The following is an 18,440-nucleotide window of genomic DNA, read 5'->3' as shown; positions in this document are numbered from 1 at the left end:
GCATATGCGGGTCGGACTTCTATGCAGGAGGACCGCCTATGAACCAGCAGTTCCTCGCGTCCCCGGTCCGCGTCCCCGGGCAGGGGGAGCCGCCGGCCCTCCATCTCCTGGGTGGCCCGCGCGTCATCCATCAGGGGAGATGGCTGGACGTGCCCGAGGGGGGCAAGCGTCTCCTCGCGTTCGTCGCGCTCAACGGCGGCCGGGTCGAGCGCCGGCACGCCGCCGGGGCGCTGTGGCCGTCCGGCGACGACCTGCGGGCGGCGGGGAACCTGCGGTCCGCACTGTGGCGGCTCAAGGCCGCCGGCATCGACCTGCTGGACTCCGACAAGTGCTCGCTCGCCATGCGCGAGCACACCGTGGTGGACCTGTACGTGCTGTACGGCTGGGCCGGGCGCCTCATCGGCGGCACCGCCACCGCCCAGGACCTGTCGGCGCTGAAATGGCGCACCGACGCGCTCGACCTGCTGCCCGGCTGGTACGACGACTGGGTGCTGCTGGAGCGGGAACGGGTCCGCCAGCGGCTGCTGCACGCGCTGGAGGCGCTCAGCCGCGAGCTGGCCAGGGCGGGCAGGCACGCCGAGGCGGTGGAGTCGGCCCTGCTCGCGGTCAGTGCCGAACCGCTGCGCGAGAGCGCCCAGCGGGCCCTGATCGAGGCGCACTTGGCGGAGGGCAACCTGATCGAGGCCATGCGCGCGTACGACACGTACCGCGCTCTCGTGAAACGCGAACTCGGAGTGGAGCCGGGATGTGAACTCTCCGGTCTGATAAGGAACTTCTGCCGCTCCGCCACCCGTGCCCGCGAGGTGGTGGCCGCCCGGGTGCGCCGCGCCTGATCCGGGGTCAAGCTGGTGGCATGAGCGACGACCGGCCGGGTCGGCGCAGTACCGAACTGCGCCTGGCCCTCGCGATGCGCGGCGGGGTCAGCCTCGCCGTCTGGATGGGCGGGGCCTGTTGCGAGACGGCGGCGCTGCGCGCGGCGGCCGGGTCGGAGCCCGCTCCCGAAGCGGGCCTCTACGCGGGCCTGCTGGACACGTGCGGATACGAGGACGTCGACATCGACGTCCTCGTCGGGACCAGCGCCGGGGGGCTCAACGGCGTCCTGCTGGCCTGCCACCTCGTGTACGGGATGCCCTTCGGCCGCGGCGTACGGGACGTGTGGCTGCGCCTCGGCGACCTCGAAGGGCTGCTGCGCCGCTCCACGCCCTTCCACGTGCCGGCCTCGCTGATGCGCGGGGACGAGGTCTTCTACGCGGAGCTGCGCGACGCGCTGGGGCGGCTCATCGACGAGGCCCCGCCGGACTGGAAGCCGCCCGCCTCGCTCCGGCTGATCCTGACGGCCACCCGGCTGCGCCCCCGCCGGGACCGGGTGCGGCCCACCCTCGGGCGGCCGCTCCTGGTCGGCCGTTCGAACGCCTACTTCCGCTTCCGCCACCGCAGCTCCCTGACGGACTTCCCCGTCGACGTCACCGGCGCGGCCAGGGAGGCGGCGCTGAACCGGCTCGCCTACGCGGCGCGCACCTCCTCCTCGTTCCCCGGGGCCTTCGAACCGGCCCGGGTGTACCTCGGGAACGGAGCGCAGCCCGTCGAGGACCCGCCCCGGGTGGACATGCGCGGGGTCAGCAGCGAGACCGGCTACCCCGACGAGAACCTGAACGGCTGCGCCGAGCTCATGGACGGCGGCCTGCTGGACAACATCCCCGTCGCCTGGGCCGTACGGGCCGTCGCGGGGGCCCCGATGGCCCGCAAGGCCGACCGCTGGCTCCTCTTCCTCCAGCCCGTGCCCCCGTTCCCGCCGCCGCCCGAGCCGGGGAGCAGCCGGCGCGTGACCCGGCTGGTGCGGATGGCCGCGAAGTCCCTGGCCGTGAAGACCGGATCCGAGTCCCTGCGCGACGACGCCCTCGAGCTGCGCGCCGCCGAAGCCGCGGCCCAGCGCAAGCGCGCCGCCGCCGGGGTGCTGCCGCTGACCCTCGCCGAGCTGGAGGACGTGGCGACGGCCCGGCGGGAGGCGTACGCCCGTACGGTCGGCGGGGCGGAGGCGCTGCGGCTCGTCCGGCTGCTGGAGGACCCGGCGGACGTGACCGGCCCCGACGCGCTGCCGCTGCCGGCGGGCCCGGGGCCGCTGGAGGCGCTGGACGAGAGCGTGGGCCGTGGCTCGACGGCCCTCTTCGCCCGGCTGCGCGAGGCGTCGGACGGCCTGGCGGTGGGGCCCGGCGCGCTGCCCGGACCGGGGTGCTCCCCGCTGGTCCTGGCGCGTACCGTACGCCTGCTCATGGACTGGCTGGACGCGTACGAGTCCGGCGCGGGAGCGGCGGACGGCGGACCGGGGGGCGCGGAGCCCGCGGGTGCGGGCGCGGTCGACACGGCCCCGACGGACCGGCAGCGCGTGGAGGCGTACCGGGCGCGGCTCTTCGCCTGCCGCTCCGCCGTCGCCACGCTGACCGCCGCCCGGGACCGGCTGCTGCTCGGCCGCTACCGGACCGCCCTGTCCCAGGGGCTGCTCCCCACCGACGCCGCGGCGCCCTTCCGCGAGGCGACCCGGCTGCTGGGCGCCCTCATGCCGCCCGCGCCCCCGCCCGGGGCGGCCTGCGCGCAGTGGGAGACCTGGGCGGCGAACCTCGCGACGGCCGTCACCGGCGGCCGGCTGCCCCAGCCCCCCGCGCCCGGCCCCGGCCCGGACTCCGTACCGGAGGGCTTCGGGCACCTGTGGGAGCGGCTCGCGGAACTGGGCGCGGAGATCGGTGTGGACCTGGTCCCCGACGTCGCCGGCTACGAAGCGCTCCACGCGGCGGCCCGCGGCGCCGGTCCGATGACCGACGCGCTCGCGTACGCCGAGGTGCTGCTCGGCCCGCTGCGCCCGGACCCGCTGGCCGAGGCACCCGACATCGACTTCCACACCGTCTCGGCGGCGAACACCAGCTGGGCCACCCGCAGGGTGCTGCCGGCGGCGGTCCAGAACTCCCCGAAGGACATGGTCAGGGCCAAGCTCAGCGGCAACCAGCTCAACAACTTCGCCGCGTTCCTCAGCGCCCGCTGGCGGATGAGCGACTGGACCTGGGGCCGCCTCGACGGGGCCGCCTCCCTCGTGTCGGTCGTCGCCACCGACGAGCGCCTGGCCGAAGCGTTCGGCGACACCGCCGACCTCACGGCGCTCGGTGAGCGGATCGCTGCCGAACCGGCCCTCGGGCCGGCGTTCACGGAGCTCTGGGCGCAGGACGTCACCTCGCGGCCGGACGTGGAGCCCTGGGACCGGGTACGGGACGTGCTGACCGCCGTACGCCAGCACGAGATCCTCCGTGAGGAGCTGCCGTTCCTCGCCGAGCTGCACCGCAAGGGCTTCCGGGGCGGCAACAAGCCCCCCGACCCCCCGCTGAACCCGCCCGCCCTGACCACACCGGCCGAGTTCGAAGCCGCGCTGGGCTCCTTCGGCGGGATCGGCGAGGAGGAGGTCGGGCAGCTGCTGCGGGCGCGGGATCCCCGCCGGGCGGCCCTGCGGACCGGGCTCCTCGCCTGGCCGGCGCTCCAGCCCACCGGGAAGGCCCGGGCCCGCGCGGTGCAGGGTGTCCTCGGCGTGCTGAAACCCCTGGTCTACCTCCCGCCCCTGGTCGGGGTGGTGGCCCCGGCGTGGGGGCTGGTCGCGGCCGTGCTGATGTGGACGGGCATCGCCTTCTCCACCGACCAGTGGTCCTCACTGCTCGCCCACGTCCCGGTCTGCCTGTACGCCATGATCGCGCTGGCGGCGCTGGTCAGGCAGTGGATCCGGCCGGCCTGGCTGCGCTTTCCCGTCGGCGTGCTCGCCGTGGCCGGCCCGCCCGTCGCCCTGTGGCGGCTGCGCGGGCTGCACCCCCCGGACACCGGCGGGAGCCGGAACACGGCGCTGATCGTCGGGGTCTGCTTCGCCCTCGCCGCCGCGGCCGTGCTCTACGTGGGGACCGACCGGTGGTGGCTGCTGCCGGGCGCCGCCCTGATCGCGGGAGTGATCGCCGCCATGATCCAGATGGGCCGGTCGGGGGGTGCCGGGCCCAACGGCTGGTGGGCCGCGCTCATCCTCTACGCCGTTCTGTTCTGGGTCACGTTCGCACTGCCCTGGCTCTATCCGAGGCAGCGGACCGCACCGGCCTGACGCAGCGCCCCGTGCCGATGGCTCGGATAGGGTGAATCGGTAGGAATCGGACCCCCCGGGGTGAGGTCGGTGCGGTGGACACATACCAGTCGACGAGCGAAGTCCCGGAACAGCCGGCCGCGGCCGTCGGGTACGCCGGCGTACTCAGCGAGCTGCTCCCGATCGCGCTGTGGCGGGAAGACGCCGACGGGATCATCGTCGAATGGTCGCTCGCCGCCCAGGACCTGCTCGGCCACCGCCCCGAGGACATCCTCGGACTGCCCGGCACCTCCGTCCTCGTCCCCGAGACCAACCGCGCCCTCGCCGACGACCTGACCCGGCGGGTCCAGGCGGGCGAGACGGTCGTCGGCACCCTGCCCGTGCGCCACCGCGACGGGCACCGCGTCACCATGGAGATGTGGATCGTCCCCGCCGCCGACCCCCAGGGCCGCACCGGGGCCATGCTGATCGCCGTCGAGACCTCCGAGGTCCTGCGCATGCGGGACTCGCTCGCCGCCCTCCAGAGCCTGTTCACCCAGTCGCCCATCGGCCTGGCCACCCTCGGCCCCGACCTGCGCTTCCTGCGCGTCAACGACGCCCTGGCCCGGATGAACGGGGTCTCGGCCGCCGCGCACCTGGGCAAACGGCTCACCGAGGTCGTGCCCGGCGTCAACGCCGCCGCGCTCGAGGCGACCATGCGCCAGGTCATGGACGGGGGCACCGCCGTCGTCGACGTGCGCCGCACCGGCCGGACCCCGGCCGACCCCGGGCACGACCACACCTGGTCCTGCTCCTACGCCCCCCTGCTCGACGGCTCCGGCCGCCCGCTCGGCGTGATCGCCTCCCTCATCGACATCACCGAGAGCCAGCAGGCCCAGGGCGAGGCCGAGCGGGCCCGCCGCCGCTTCGCCGTCCTCGCCGAGGCCGGCACCCGCATCGGCACCACCCTCGACCTGAGCCAGACCGCCCGGGAGATCGTGCAGGTCCTCGTACCCCAGCTGGCCGACTCGGCCGACGTCCAGCTCCTGGAGACCGTCCTCGCCCCCGACGACGCGGCGGCCACCCACGAGGGCGTCCTGCGCCGCATCGCGGTCGAGTTCCCCGACCCCGAGGCCCCCACCGCCCGCCTGGCCCCCGGCCAGACCTTCCAGATCCCGCCCGACTCCGTCTACGAACGGGTCATCGCCGAGGGCCGGCCCATGAACCTGTACCGGGCCGACGTCCACACGCTGCTCCCCGACCCGCGCGCCGCCGAGCTGCGCGCCTACCTCGCCACCCTCGGCTCCGCCCGGCTGATCCCGCTCCTCGCCCGCGGCACCGTGCTCGGCGCGGTCACCGTGACCCGGATGAACGACCGCGAGCCCTTCGACGAGCAGGACTGCGTACTGATCGACGAGGTGGTCGCCCGCGCGGCGCTCAACATCGACAACGCCCGCATGTACACGAACCAGCGGCGGGCCGCGCTGACCCTCCAGCGCAGCCTCAGCAACAGCGCCCTCCCCGAGGTCACCGGCCTGGAACTGACCGGCCGCTACCTGCCCGCCAGCGACCACGACGTCGGCGGCGACTGGTACGACGTCATCCAGCTCCCCGGCGGCCGCACCGGCCTGGTCATCGGCGACGTCATGGGCCACGGCATCCACGCCGCGGCCGTCATGGGACAGCTGCGCACCGCCGTGCGCACCCTCGCCCGCCACGACGTCTCCCCGACCCGGCTGCTGCGCTCCCTCGACGAGGCCGTCGCCGACCTGGGCGAGGACGAGATGGCGACCTGCGTCTACGCCGTCCACGATCCGGCCACGGGCGGCTGCGTCATCGCCCGCGCCGGCCACCCGCCGCCGGCCGTGGCCACCGCCGGCGGGGAGGTCACCTTCCTCGACGGCCCGCCCGGCACCCCGCTGGGCACGGGCGGGCAGGAGTTCCGCACCGAGGAGGTCGCCCTGCCGCCCGGGAGCCTGCTCGTGCTCTACACCGACGGGCTCATCGAGTCCCGCGACCGCGACCTCGACCAGGGCATGGCCCAGCTGGGGTGGGCGCTGCGCGACGCCGGGCAGCCCCTGGACCGGCTGTGCGAGGACATCCTGGCCCGGCTGCTGCCGGAGGCCCCGCAGGACGACGTGGCCGTCCTGCTGGCCCGTACGAAGACCGCCGGCGGGCGCTGAGCCGCCGGCGGGTCATCGGCACCGGCCGGCCGCAGCCCCGGGTGAATCGTTACGCCCGCGCCCGGCGCACCCCGGTCACCAGGCCAGGTCCTCCAGCGCCGCCAGGTCTGGTACGGGCAGGGCCGGCTCCGGCCCCCCGGTCAGCGGCAGCTCGGCCCAGATGACCTTGCCCCGCTCGGTGTACCGGGTGCCCCAGCGCTCCGCGTACTGCGCGACCAGGAACAGTCCGCGGCCGCCCTCGTCGGTGGTGGCCGCGTACCGCAGGTGCGGAGAGGTGCTGCTGCCGTCGGACACCTCGCAGATGAGGCTGCGGTCGCGCAGGATCCGCACCCGGATGGGCGCGTTCCCGTACCGGATCGCGTTGGTGATGAGCTCGCTGAGGATGAGCTCGGCCGTGAACGAGAGGTCCCCCAGGCCCCAGGCGCCCAGCTGCGCCGAGGCCGCGCCCCGGACCCGGGAGACGGCGGCCGGATCGGCCGGCACCTCCCACTCGGCGATCCGGTCCGCCTCCAGCCGCCGCGTGTCGGCGATCAGCAGGGCGATGTCGTCGCTCGGCGCCGGGAACAGCAGCGCCGCCAGTACGTCGGCACAGGCCTGCTCGGGGCTGCGGCCGGGATGGGCGAGCGTCTCGGCCAGCAGGGTGAGGCCCGTGTCGAAATCCCGGTCGCGGTCCTCCATCAGTCCGTCCGTGAACAGCACGAGCCGGCTCGACTCGGGCAGCCGCAGCTGCACGGCCTCGAAGGGCATGCCGCCCACCCCGAGCGGCAGCCCGGCGGGCAGCTGCGGGAACTCCACCGAGCCGTCCGGCCGGACCAGGGCCGGACCGGGGTGCCCGGCGCTCGCCATCGCGCACGCCCCGGAGACCGGGTCGTAGACGGCGTACAGGCAGGTGGCACCGGTGACGCCGGCCGCCTCGCCCGCCCCCTCCGCGGGGTCCCCGGCGCTCCCGGACTCGTTCTGGTCGATCCGGTGGATGAGCTCGTCCAGATGCCCGAGCAGTTCGTCCGGCGGCATGTCCAGGGAGGCGAAGTTGTGCACGGCGGTCCGCAGCCGGCCCATCGTCGCCGCCGCGTGCACCCCGTGCCCGACGACGTCGCCGACGACCAAAGCCACCCGGGCCCCGGCGAGCGGGATCACGTCGAACCAGTCGCCGCCCACCCCGGCCTTCGCCGGCAGGTACCGGAAGGCCACGTCCACGGCGGTCTGGTCCGGCAGCACCCGGGGCAGCAGGCTCCGCTGCAGGGCCACGGCCGTCGCGTGCTCCCGCGTGTATCGGCGGGCGTTGTCGATGGAGACGGCCGCCCGCGCCCCCAGCTCCTCCGCGAAGGACAGGTCCTCCTCGTCGAAGGCCTCCGGGGTGTCGGCGGCCCGCCAGAAGTTCGCCATGCCGAGGACCACTCCGCGGGCCTGCAGCGGCACCGAGATCAGCGAGTGCAGCCCGTACCCGAGGGCCTGGCGGGTGCCGGCCTCGTCCTGGGCCCGCCAGCCCATCGCAGCGTGCAGATCGGGGGCGAGCACCGCGTGCCCGGCGTCCAGGGCCGCCGCCATCGGCGCGGTCGGCACGACGAACCGGATGATGTCACCGACCGCCTGAAGCGGCTGGTCGGTGCGCACCCCGCTCATCGCCGCCCGGCGCATCTCCGTGTACACGCCCGTGCCCCGCGAGGGCTCCTCGCCCTTCAGCACCGGCTCCAGCAGCTCCACCGTCACGAAGTCGGCGAACCGGGGCACGGCCACCTCCGACAGCTCCTCGGCCGTCCGCACCACGTCCAGCGTGGTCCCGATTCGCACCCCCGCGTCGTACAGCAGCTGGAGCCGTTCCCGGGCCACCTCGGCGCGGCCGGAGAGCGCGGCGAGCTCGGTCGTGTCGCGCAGGGTCATGACGCTGCCGGCCGTGTGCCCGCCGTACGTCTTGGTCGGGCGGACGTTGACGGCCAGGAGCCGGTCCCCGGCCAGGTGCACCTCGTCCGTGGCGACCCGCCCGGACACCAGCAGCGCGGTGGTCCGCGGATCGAGGCCGAGCTCGCTCACGTGGTGCTGCTCGGCGTCGGGCGGCAGGTCCAGCAGCCGCCGGGCCTCGTCGTTGGCGAGCAGGAGCCGGTGGTCGGCGCCGATGATCAGAACGCCCTCGCGCACCGCGTGCAGTACGGCCTCGTGGTGCTCGTTCATGCGGGCCATGTCGCTCGCGCCCAGGCCTTGGGTCTGGCGCGACAGCCGACGGCTGACCAGGGCGGCGCCGCCCGTCCCGAGCAGCAGTGCCCCGGCCGCGGCGCCGAGCAGCAGCGGCAGCTGGCCCGCGACCGAGTCGGAGACGGTGGCGACCTCGATGCCGGTGCCGACCAGGCCGACGACCTTGCCGCTCGCGTCCCGTACGGGGACCACGGCGCGGACGGCGTCGCTCGGCGAGCCCGTGAACACCTCGGTGAAGGGGTGCCCGGCCGCGGCGCGGGAGAGGTCGCCGGTGGCCCGTTTGCCGATCAGGTCCGGCCGGGAATCGGTGTAGCGCAGTCCGTCGGGGGTCATCACGGCGATGAAGTCGACGCCCGCGGCCCGCCGCGCCGCCTCGGCCAGCGGTTGCAGCTCGGCCGTCGGATTCGGCGATCTCAGGGCCGCGGGCAGCCCGGGGGCGTGGGCGAAGGCCTCGGCGGCCGCGAGCGAGCGGTGGCGCGCGTCGCGCTCGGTGCCGTAGCGCTCCTGGAAGACGAGGGCGACCGAGGCCGCGGTGATCAGCAGGACGACGATGAACGCCATGAGGGCGAAGACCTGACCGGCGACGCTGTGGGCGCGCCGGGGGCGCCACGCGGGCAGCCCCGCGTCCCGCCCGGTCGGCTGCCGGGCCGGCGATCCCCTGGGTCGACCCAGACGTCCGGTCATGAGCCATTTCTAACACTGTCACCGCGATTTGGGCGGGGCTGCCGGTGCGGCGGCCGCCGCAGCGCGGTACGCGCGGGGGCTGAGACCGACGTACGAGGTGAAATGCTGGCGGAAGGTGACCTCGCTGGCGAAGCCCGCGCGCCGGGCCACCTCCGGCACCGGGTGGTCGGTGCGCTCCAGCAGCTTGCGGGCCGCGTCCAGGCGGTGGCCCAGGAGCCAGCGGTGCGGGGTCGTGCCGGTCGCGGCGACGAAGTGGCGGGCGAAGGAGCGCGGGGACATCCCGGCCCAGCGGGCCAGGGCGGCCACGGACAGCGGCTCGTGCAGATGGCGCAGGGCCCGCTCCCGCACGGCCGCCAGGGCCTCGGTGGTGCGGTCCGCCGCCGGGGTGGGCCGGTCCAGGTACTGGGCGTGGTCGCCGGTGCGGAACGGGCCCGTCACCATGGACCGGGCGATCGCGGCGGCGGCCTCCGCGCCGTGGGCCCGGCGTACGAGGTGCAGGCAGAGGTCGATCCCGGAGGCCACCCCGGCGGAGGTCCACAGCCCGGCGTCCTCCACGTACAGCGGGGCGTCCTCGACCCGTACGGCGGGGTGGGACGCGGCCAGCCGCGGAGCCAGCGACCAGTGGGTCACGGCCCGGCGGCCCGCCAGCAGGCCGGCCTCGGCGAGGATGAACGCCCCGGCGCACAGCGCGGCCACCGGCACGCCCCGGGCGTGCGCCTCCCGCAGGGCGGCGAGGACCGGCCCGGGCGTCGGGTCGGACGGCTCGGCGAGCGCCGGTACGACGACGAGATCGGCCTCGGCGAGCCAGTCGAGCCCCCGGTCGGGGGCCAGCGTGAGACCGCCGGGCAGTGCGATGGGCTCGGCGTCGACGGCGCACCGGCGCAGCTCGAAGCGGGGGACGCCGAGCACGCTGCGGTCGGGACCCCAGACCTCGGTGATGACGGCGAGGTCGAAGCTGCGGATGCCGGGCTGGACGACGACGGCGACACGATGCATGCTGCCATTCTGGCAGGATCCCATCGGTTCGGGTCCCGGGAGCGCCTGTCGGCGGCCCGGCCGGGCGGAAGATCATGAAGCCATGACGAAGAACGAGATCGCACTCGCCCCCAACGCAGCGCTGCTGGTCATCGACGTACAGAAGGGCTTCGACGACGCGTCCTACTGGGGGCCGCGCAACAACCCCGAGGCGGAGGCCAACATCGCCGCCCTCATGGACGCCTGGCGGGACACCAACCGCCCGGTGGTCCTCGTCCGGCACGCCTCGCGGACCGCCGGCTCGGTCCTGGCCGCCGACCACCCCGGCCACGCCTTCAAGGACTTCGTGGCGGACCGGGCGGGCCAGGAGTCCCTGCTGATCACCAAGACGGTGAACTCCTCCTTCTACGGCACCCCGGACCTGGCCGACTGGCTCACCGCCCAGGGCATCGGACAGCTGGTGGTGACCGGGATCCAGACCAACATGTGCGTCGAGACCACCGCGCGGATGGCCGGGAACCTGGGCTACGAGGTCCTCGTCCCCCTCGACGCCACCCACACCTTCGACCTGGCGGCCGGCCCGGAGGGCCCCTCCCTGAGCGCGGACCAGCTGGCGACCGCCACGGCCGTCAACCTCCAGGGCGGCGGCTTCGCGCGCATCGTCACCACGGCCGCGCTGCTCGGGGCGTAGCCCCGCAGCGATCCCTCCGGCGTCCGAGGCGCGAGGGGCGTCCGAGGCGCCCGGGGCGCGGCGCCCGGGGCCGGAAAACGCCGGGGCCCGGCGCCCCCGCTCGGGGGGTGCCGGGCCCTGTACGGCCGACCGGAGGTCAGAGCACCTCGGCGGCGATGTTCGCCGCGACCCGCTCCAGCAGGGGACCCGCGTTCGGGATGGACTTGGCCGGGTCGGGCTCCAGGTCCGTCAGCGGGTACGCCTTGCGGATGCCGGCCGCCTCCAGGGCATCCTGGCCCAGCAGCAGACGGCCGCAGACCGCCACGACCGGCTTGCCCGCCGCGCGCGCGGCGGCCGCGACACCGGCCGGCGCCTTGCCGTGCAGGGTCTGCTCGTCCAGCGATCCCTCGCCGGTGATCACCAGCGTGGCGCGCTCCAGCGCCGGGGCGAAGCCCAGCACCTCCAGCATCAGCTCGATCCCCGGCCGGAACGACGCGCCGAGCAGCAGCGCCCCGTACCCGATGCCGCCCGCGCCGCCCGCACCGGGGGCGGCGGCCAGCCGGCCCGCCTTCTCCCCGATCGACTTCTCCAACACCACCGCGAAGTGCGCCAGCGCCGCGTCCAGCGTCGCCACGTCCTGCGGCGAGGCCCCCTTCTGCGGGCCGTAGACCGCGGGCGCCCCCTTCGGGCCGGTCAGCGGGTTGTCCACGTCGCTGGCCAGGACGAAGTCGACCTCCGCGAAGCGCGGGTCGATCCCGGACAGGTCCGCGGACGCCAGTTCCGCGAGCGCGCCGCCGCCCGGACCGACCGGTTCACCGTTCGCGTCCAGGAACACCGCACCGAGCGCGGCCAGCATCCCCGCACCGCCGTCGGTGGTGGCGCTGCCGCCCACGCCGAAGACGATCGAGCGCGCGCCCGCGTCCAGCGCGGCCTTCAGGAGCTCGCCCGAGCCGTACGTGGTCGCGGTCAGCGGGGCGAACACGTCCGCCGGCAGCAGCTGGAGCCCGGAGGCCTCCGCCATCTCGACCACGGCGGTGCCGTCGCGCAGCGCGAAAGCGGCCGTGACCTGCTCGCCGAGCGGTCCGGTGACCCGTACCTCCCGGCGCTCGAACCCGGCCGCCACCGCGGCCGCGACCGTACCGTCGCCGCCGTCCGCGACGGGGAGGGTCTCGACCTCCAGGTCCGGTACGGCCTTGCGAAGGCCGGCCGTCACCCGCTCCGCGACCTGAACGGCCGTGAGCGAGCCCTTGAATTTGTCCGCGGCGATGAGCACGCGCGCGGTCTCAGTTACTGCTCCGTCCGTCACCTTGCTAATCCCTTGCTATCGAACAGTGCAGTCGCGCCCCCATGAGCCTATCCGGAGGATCCTCCTATGCCCATGGGTGGCCTGGGTCACACGCGGCGCGCCATCCGCCTAAATAGGGATATACGCCTGCATAGTGTGGCCGCATGAGCGCGGATTCACTGGAAGACGCCCGTCCGCAGCAAGGCCCGGAACCCGCACCGGACCTGGCCGTCGTCACCATCGGGGTGATCGCCGTACTGGCCGTCGTCGCGTGGGCGGCACTCGGCAAGGACTCCTTCGACACGGCGTCGAGCACCGCGCTGGCCTGGGTCCTGGCCAATTTCGCCTGGCTCTTCGTGATCGCCGCCGACGTCTTCCTCGTCATGTGCGTCGTCCTCGCGATCAGCCGCTTCGGCCGGATCCGGCTCGGCGCCGACGACTCCGAGCCCGAGTTCACGAACCTCGCGTGGATCGCCATGATGTTCAGCGCCGGCATGGGCATCGGCCTGATGTTCTACGGGGTCGGCGAGCCGCTCACCCACTACCTGAACCCGCCGCCCGCCTCCGGGGCGGCCCCCGGCACCGGAGCGGCCGCCCAGGCGGCCCTCGACTACTCCTTCTTCCACTGGACGCTCACACCCTGGGCGATCTACGGCATCGCGGGCCTCGCCCTCGCCTACGCCACCTTCCGCAAGCGCCGCGGCAACCGGCTCAGCGCCGCCTTCGTCCCGCTGATCGGGGAGGAGCGCGCGGGCGGCTGGCCCGGCAGGGCCATCGACCTGCTCGCGGTCTTCGCCACCGTCTTCGGCACGGCGACCAGCCTCGGCCTCGGCGCGCTCCAGGTCGCCGAAGGGCTCCACATCACGGCCGGGATCGAGGACTCCACCGGCGTCGAGCTGATCATCATCGGCTCGCTCTCCGCGGCCTTCGTGCTCTCCGCCTTCTCCGGCCTGCACAAGGGCGTGAAGTGGCTGAGCACCATCAACATCGTGCTCGCCGCGGCCCTGATGCTCTTCGTCTTCCTCCTCGGCCCGACCGTCTACGTCCTCGACGTGATCCCCGCCAGCGTGGGCAGCTACCTGCACGAGCTGCTGCCCATGGCCACCCGTACCGGCGCCTTCACCGACAGCTCCTGGCTCGGAGCGTGGACGATCTTCTACTGGGCGTGGTGGCTGTCCTGGGCGCCGTTCGTGGGCACCTTCATCGCCCGCATCTCCCACGGCCGCACGATCCGCGAGTTCCTGATCGGCGTCCTGCTCGTGCCCAGCGGGGCCACGGTGGTCTGGTTCTGCGTGATGGGAGGCACCGCGATCCGCCTCGACTCCACCGGCGCGGCCGACCTCGCCGTCAAGGTCAAGGACGGGGCCGAGGCCTCCCTCTTCGCCATGCTGGACGCGCTCCCGCTGGGCACCGTCACCTCGTACGTGGCCATGGCCCTGGTCATGACGTACTTCGTCACCAGCGCCGACTCGGCCTCCCTGGTGATGGGCTCGCTCACCAGCCGCGGCTCGCTGAACCCGCCCACCTGGCTCGTCGTCACCTGGGGCGTGCTGATGGCGGCGGTGGCGGCCGTACTGCTGGTCGCGGGCGGCCTCAAATCCCTGCAGACCGCCACCATCCTGGTCGCGCTGCCCTTCGTGATCGTCATGATGCTGCTCTGCTGGGCCCTGGTGAAGGAACTCCGCGAGGACCCGGGCGCCGGGCCCGCCCGCCACCACGCCCTGCACGGGATGCGCGACGCGGTCACGGCGATGGTCGGCGACGCCGTCACCGACCGGGCCCCGACCCGCCACCCCCGCCTGCGCCGCCTGGCCGAATCCCCGCGCCGCGACCGCGAGGACCCGCCCCCGCCGCCCTGACCCCCGCGGGCGCCGGGGCGGCGCGCGGCCGCGGATCAGGCCGTGTACGCGGAGGTCCGCGGGTGCGGCGCGCAGTCGCTCTCCTCGGCGGAGTCGTAGCCGACGAAGTAGGCGGGCCGCGCCTGGACGGCCGAGTAGATCCGCCCGATGTACTCACCGAGGAGGCCCACGCAGATGAGCTGCACACCGCCGATGAAGAGCATGCCGATGAACAGGGACGACCAGCCGGGCACGGTCGAGCCGAACGCGTACTGCAGGGTGGTGTAGATCGCCAGGCAGAAGCAGACGAGGAAGCTCGTCAGGCCCAGCCAGGTGGCGAGCCGCAGCGGGGCGGCCGAGAAGTTGGTGATGCTGTCGAGGGCGAGCCGCACCATCTTGGACAGCGGGTAGTGGGTGCTGCCGGCGACCCGCTCCTCACGGACGTAGACGACCTCGCCGCTGCTGAACCCGAGCCACGGCACGAGCAGCCGGTAGACCGGCTGGTGCTCGGGCAGGGACTTCAGGGCATCGACGGCGGCCCGGCTGAGCAGGCGGAAGTCCCCCGCCTGGTTGGGCATGTTCTTGCCGACGAGCCCCCGCATCAGCCGGTAATAGGCGCCTGCCGTACGCCGCTTGAAGAACGTGTCGGTGCCGCGGTCGCCGCGCACGCCGTAGACGATGTCCAGGCCCTTCTCGCGGGCGAGGGCGAACATCTCGGAGATCTTCTCCGGCGGGTCCTGCAGGTCGGCGTCGATGCTGACGACGTACTCGCCGAGGGCCCGGTGCACGCCCGCCGTCAGCGCGGCCTGGTGACCGGAGTTGCGGGCGAAGCGGACGATGCGCAGCTCGGGCCAGTCCTGCCGTGTCTTCTGCATGACCACGGGCGTGGCGTCGGTGCTGCCGTCGTCGATGCCGACCACCTCGTAGCTCACGCCGAGGTCGTCCAGGACCGGGCGCAGGCGTGCCACGGTCAGCGGCAGTGCCTCCTGCTCGTTGTAGATCGGGATCACGACCGACAGCACGGGCACCGGCCTGGTGACCTCGTCGCGTGCGGAGGCTGCTGCGTTGTGCATGGCTGTTCGCCTGTCCTCGACGTCTGAGAGCGAAAGGGCGTCGGCGGACCCGCCGACACCCCGAACCGGCCGCGTACGACCGGTCGTAAAATACGGGCGGGGCCGGGCGATGGCACACCGGCTCCGGACGTCACCGGCACACGGCCGCCATCCGGCCGTCCGCATGCCGGACGACGCCCGGATACGGCGGGCGCGAGTGCGGCGGGACGGCTGGGTAGGGTGGGCGGCGTGACCACCACCGATGACTACGCCACGTACATCGCGAGCCTTCCCCGGGTGCTGGCCGGTGCCGCCGCCCTCTACCGCGACGCCGACGGGCGGGTCCTGCTCGTCGAGCCCAACTACCGTGAGGGATGGGCCCTGCCGGGCGGCACCATCGAGTCGGACGCCGGCGAGTCCCCGCGGACGGCCGCCCGGCGCGAGAGCGCCGAGGAGATCGGCCTGGACCTGCCGCTCGGCCGGCTGCTCGCCGTCGACTGGACGCTCGGCGAGGGCCGTCCGCCGCTGGTCGCCTACCTTTACGACGGCGGGGTGCTCGACGAGGCGCAGCTCGCCTCCATCAGGCTCCAGGAGGAGGAACTGCTCTCCTGGCGGCTGGTCGAGCCCGCCGAACTCACCGCGTACCTCCCCGGATCGCTCGGCCGCCGCACCCGGGAGGCCTACCGGGTCCTGGAGTCCGGCGAGGGCACCGCGGAGCTGGAGAACGGCAGCCGTCCGGTCTCCCCGTGACACCGGGCTTACTTCGAGCAGGACAGAATCATCTGATGATCACGATGTACGCCTGGCCCAGCACCGCCGACGGGCCCGACGCCCTGCCCATGGTCCACTTCACCACCGAGCAGCAGGAGGGCGGCGAGGTCACGGCCGAGGGGACACCGGTGTGGCTCTTCGACACCGCGATACGCGAGGGCGGCTGGGCCTCCTTCACCGACTTCGAGGGCTGGTCCGCTCCCGCCGCCGGCTGGCAGGCCTTCTACCGCCCCGAGGACGACCTCCTCGCCGTGACCGGCCCCGGCGCCTGCGAGGGCTGGTACCAGGGCAACCTCGGAGCCGACGCGGACTGGGTGGCGGCGGCCACCGCCCAGCAGAGCGTGGTCCTGCTCGCCGCCCCCGTCCAGCACCCCTCCCTGTACGCCTACGCGGTGGAGGCGGGGGCCGCGTTCGCCCTGCTCGTCCCCCTCGCGCTGGTCTGAGTCACGACCCCGTCGTGCCGGACTCGAAGGCCAGCAGCCGCACCTTGCGCTCGACGCCGCCGCCGTAGCCGGTCATGCTCCCCGAGGCGCCGATCACCCGGTGGCACGGGACGATGATGCCGACCGGGTTCTTCCCGTTGGCCAGGCCCACCGCCCGCGAGGCGTTCGGCTTGCCCAGCCTGGCCGCGAGCTCCCCGTACGACCAGGTCTCGCCGTAGGGGATCCGCACCAGCTGGTCCCACACGCTGCGCTGGAACGCGGTGCCCTCCAGCCGGACGGGCACGTCGAACTCGGTGAGCTCCCCGGCGAAGTACGCGGACAGCTGCCGCGCGACCTCGGCGAACGGCTCCTCGGTCGCGGCGACCCGCTCCCCGAAGGACTCCTCGGCGGGGCGGTGCCGCTGCCCGACCATGTACAGGCCGCTGAGGACGCCGTCGGTGGCGACGAGGGTGAGCGGGCCGTACGGGCTGTCGACGACGCTGTGCTGCTTGGTGCTCATGGTGCTCATGGTGCTCATGACGGTACGCACTCCTCAGACGGGCAGGTGGTTGATGGGGTGGGCATCGGTGGCCCACAGGTACTGCACGGCGTACGCCCGCCAGGGCCGCCAGCCGGCCGCCCGGGCGGTGAGCGCCGCGGGCGTGGACGGCAGCCCGAGCTCCTTCGCGGCCCGCCGGACCCCGAGGTCGGACGGCAGGAAGGCGTCCGGGTCGCCCAGCGCCCGCATCGCGATCACCTCGGTGGTCCACGGGCCGAAGCCGGGCAGCGCGTTCAGCCGCGCGCGGGCCGTCTCCCAGTCGCTGTCGATGCCCAGCGGGAGGGAGCCGTCGGCCAGCGCGCCGACGAGGGTGGTCAAGGTGGTGCGCCGGCTCGCCGGGAGGGCCAGGGACTCCGGGTCCAGGGCCGCGAGCGCCTGCGGCGACGGGAACAGGTGGGTCAGCCCGCCCTCGGGATCGGGATCGGCCACCGGCTCCCCGTACGCGGCGACCAGCCGGGCGGCGTGGGTGCGGGCGGCGGCGGTGGACACCTGCTGGCCGAGCACGGCCCGTACGGCGAACTCCGCCGCGTCGACTGTACGCGGCACCCGGCGCCCCGGTGCCTTGTCCACGAGCGGGGCCAGCAGCGGATCGGCCCGCAGCTGCTCGTCGACGGCCTCGGGATCGGCGTCCAGATCGAGCATCCAGCGGCAGCGGCTGATGGCGATCGTGAGGTCGCGCAGGTCGGTCAGGGCCAGCTGGCAGCCGATGTGGTCGGGCTGCGGACTGAGCGCGACGACCCCGGTGCCGTACGGGAGCCGCAGCGTCCGGCGGTAGGCGCCGGCCCGCCACTCCTCGACGCCGGGGACGCCCGTCGCGGCGAGGTGGCCGAAGAGGTTGTCGGGGTTGAGCGGGGCCCGGTACGGCAGGCGCAGGCTGATGGTCCCGGGCACCCTCGGCACGTGCCGGCTCGCTTTCCCGGCCCGCAGGCGCAGCTCGCCGGGGGCGAGGGCGAAGACCTCGCGGACCGTCTCGTTGAAGGTCCGGATCGAGGAGAACCCGGCGGCGAAGGCGATGTCGCCCATCGGCAGCTCGGAGGTCTCGATCAGCAGCCGGGCGGTCTGGGCGCGCTGGGCCCGGGCGAGGGCGAGGGGTCCGGCGCCGAGCTCGGCGTTCAGCTGCCGCTCCACCTGGCGGGTGGAGTAGCCCAGCCGCACCGCCAGCCCCGGCACCCCCTCGCGGTCCACGACCCCGTCCTGGATGAGCCGCATGGCCCGGGCGACGGCGTCGGCGCGGGCGTTCCACTCGGGGGAGCCGGGGGAGGTGTCGGGCCGGCACCGCTTGCAGGCCCGGAAGCCGGCCTGCTGGCAGGCGGCGGCGCTGGGCAGGAAGGTCATGTTCTCGACCTTGGGCGGTACCGCGGGGCAGCTGGGCCGGCAGTAGATCCCGGTGGTCCGCACGGCGGTGAAGAACCATCCGTCGAAGCGGGCGTCCTTCGACTGCACGGCCCTCACACAGCGGTCGGTGTCGGTGTACATGGCTCCAGCATCCCGGGCCGGCCCGCGCCGGGCTGGCGATTTTCCGACATCAAGCGTAGCCCGCCGGGGGTGGTGCGGGGGCCGAGCGGGGGTGGCCGGGGCCGGGGGCGGGGTGGGGCACTGTCCGGGGTAGGCATGATTTATGGCCCCCGAGCGGGAGCGTCACGTACTCCGCGTGTGGGGCCACAAATCACGTTTTACACCCCGGACAGTGCCCCACCCCGCCCCCGACCCCGGCCGGCCCGCTTCGAGGGAGC

Annotated in this window: 13 protein-coding genes; 7 read left to right on the top strand and 6 right to left on the bottom strand. The window is 74.3% G+C overall.

Features of this window, described 5'->3' with window-relative positions:
• Positions 1 to 38 precede the first annotated feature (38 nt).
• The 3 genes from ACFY1T_RS20935 (at position 39) to ACFY1T_RS20925 (ending at position 6,261) form a co-directional block, all read left to right on the top strand.
• Complete coding sequence (locus tag ACFY1T_RS20935; RefSeq protein ID WP_390789450.1) at positions 39 to 833, top strand: BTAD domain-containing putative transcriptional regulator; 795 nt, start codon at positions 39 to 41, stop codon at positions 831 to 833.
• Positions 834 to 853: 20 nt separating this feature from the next.
• Positions 854 to 4,120, top strand: coding sequence for a DUF3376 domain-containing protein (locus tag ACFY1T_RS20930; RefSeq protein ID WP_390789449.1), 3,267 nt, complete (start codon positions 854 to 856; stop codon positions 4,118 to 4,120).
• 74 nt (positions 4,121 to 4,194) lie between these two features.
• Positions 4,195 to 6,261, top strand: a complete 2,067-nt coding sequence (locus ACFY1T_RS20925) for a SpoIIE family protein phosphatase (RefSeq protein WP_390789448.1) — start codon at positions 4,195 to 4,197, stop codon at positions 6,259 to 6,261.
• 75 nt (positions 6,262 to 6,336) lie between these two features.
• Here ACFY1T_RS20925 and ACFY1T_RS20920 read toward each other — a convergent pair whose 3' ends face one another.
• Positions 6,337 to 9,135 carry a SpoIIE family protein phosphatase gene (locus ACFY1T_RS20920; protein WP_390789447.1) on the bottom strand — a complete coding sequence of 933 codons (2,799 nt, stop codon included), beginning with the start codon at positions 9,133 to 9,135 and terminating at the stop codon, positions 6,337 to 6,339.
• A gap of 18 nt (positions 9,136 to 9,153) precedes the next feature.
• The gene (locus ACFY1T_RS20915; RefSeq protein WP_390789446.1) at positions 9,154 to 10,131 is read right to left on the bottom strand and encodes a GlxA family transcriptional regulator; all 978 of its coding nucleotides are present in this window, start codon (positions 10,129 to 10,131) and stop codon (positions 9,154 to 9,156) included.
• A gap of 82 nt (positions 10,132 to 10,213) precedes the next feature.
• Between ACFY1T_RS20915 and ACFY1T_RS20910 the strand changes: the two genes are divergently transcribed.
• Positions 10,214 to 10,801 carry a cysteine hydrolase family protein gene (locus ACFY1T_RS20910; RefSeq protein WP_390789445.1) on the top strand — a complete coding sequence of 196 codons (588 nt, stop codon included), beginning with the start codon at positions 10,214 to 10,216 and terminating at the stop codon, positions 10,799 to 10,801.
• A 136-nt stretch (positions 10,802 to 10,937) separates the two neighbouring features.
• Here the strand turns inward: ACFY1T_RS20910 and ACFY1T_RS20905 are convergent, their stop codons facing one another.
• Positions 10,938 to 12,086 carry a glycerate kinase gene (locus ACFY1T_RS20905; protein WP_390789444.1) on the bottom strand — a complete coding sequence of 383 codons (1,149 nt, stop codon included), beginning with the start codon at positions 12,084 to 12,086 and terminating at the stop codon, positions 10,938 to 10,940.
• A 143-nt stretch (positions 12,087 to 12,229) separates the two neighbouring features.
• Here ACFY1T_RS20905 and ACFY1T_RS20900 point away from each other — a divergent pair, with 143 nt between their 5' ends.
• A complete protein-coding gene (locus tag ACFY1T_RS20900) occupies positions 12,230 to 13,924 on the top strand; it encodes a BCCT family transporter (RefSeq protein ID WP_390789443.1) in 1,695 nt (564 codons plus the stop codon).
• Positions 13,925 to 13,959: 35 nt separating this feature from the next.
• Here the strand turns inward: ACFY1T_RS20900 and ACFY1T_RS20895 are convergent, their stop codons facing one another.
• On the bottom strand, positions 13,960 to 14,976 hold the full coding sequence (locus ACFY1T_RS20895; protein WP_390789442.1) for a glycosyltransferase family 2 protein: 1,017 nt from the start codon (positions 14,974 to 14,976) through the stop codon (positions 13,960 to 13,962).
• 228 nt (positions 14,977 to 15,204) lie between these two features.
• Between ACFY1T_RS20895 and ACFY1T_RS20890 the strand changes: the two genes are divergently transcribed.
• Both ACFY1T_RS20890 and ACFY1T_RS20885 read left to right on the top strand, forming a co-directional pair.
• The gene (locus ACFY1T_RS20890; protein WP_390789441.1) at positions 15,205 to 15,705 is read left to right on the top strand and encodes an NUDIX domain-containing protein; all 501 of its coding nucleotides are present in this window, start codon (positions 15,205 to 15,207) and stop codon (positions 15,703 to 15,705) included.
• A 35-nt stretch (positions 15,706 to 15,740) separates the two neighbouring features.
• Positions 15,741 to 16,169: a hypothetical protein gene (locus ACFY1T_RS20885; protein WP_390789440.1), complete on the top strand. Its 429-nt coding sequence runs from the start codon at positions 15,741 to 15,743 to the stop codon at positions 16,167 to 16,169.
• A gap of 1 nt (position 16,170) precedes the next feature.
• On the opposite strand, the gene ACFY1T_RS20880 is transcribed toward ACFY1T_RS20885, so the two are convergent.
• Together ACFY1T_RS20880 and ACFY1T_RS20875 are read right to left on the bottom strand one after the other, a co-directional pair.
• Positions 16,171 to 16,686: a methylated-DNA--[protein]-cysteine S-methyltransferase gene (locus ACFY1T_RS20880; protein WP_390789439.1), complete on the bottom strand. Its 516-nt coding sequence runs from the start codon at positions 16,684 to 16,686 to the stop codon at positions 16,171 to 16,173.
• A gap of 15 nt (positions 16,687 to 16,701) precedes the next feature.
• On the bottom strand, positions 16,702 to 18,183 hold the full coding sequence (locus ACFY1T_RS20875; RefSeq protein WP_390789438.1) for an AlkA N-terminal domain-containing protein: 1,482 nt from the start codon (positions 18,181 to 18,183) through the stop codon (positions 16,702 to 16,704).
• Positions 18,184 to 18,440: the final 257 nt, after the last annotated feature.

It is taken from the genome of Streptomyces sp. NPDC001194 (assembly GCF_042896985.1).
GTDB lineage: Bacteria > Actinomycetota > Actinomycetes > Streptomycetales > Streptomycetaceae > Streptomyces.
This window is presented reverse-complemented; position numbering and strand designations above follow the sequence as displayed.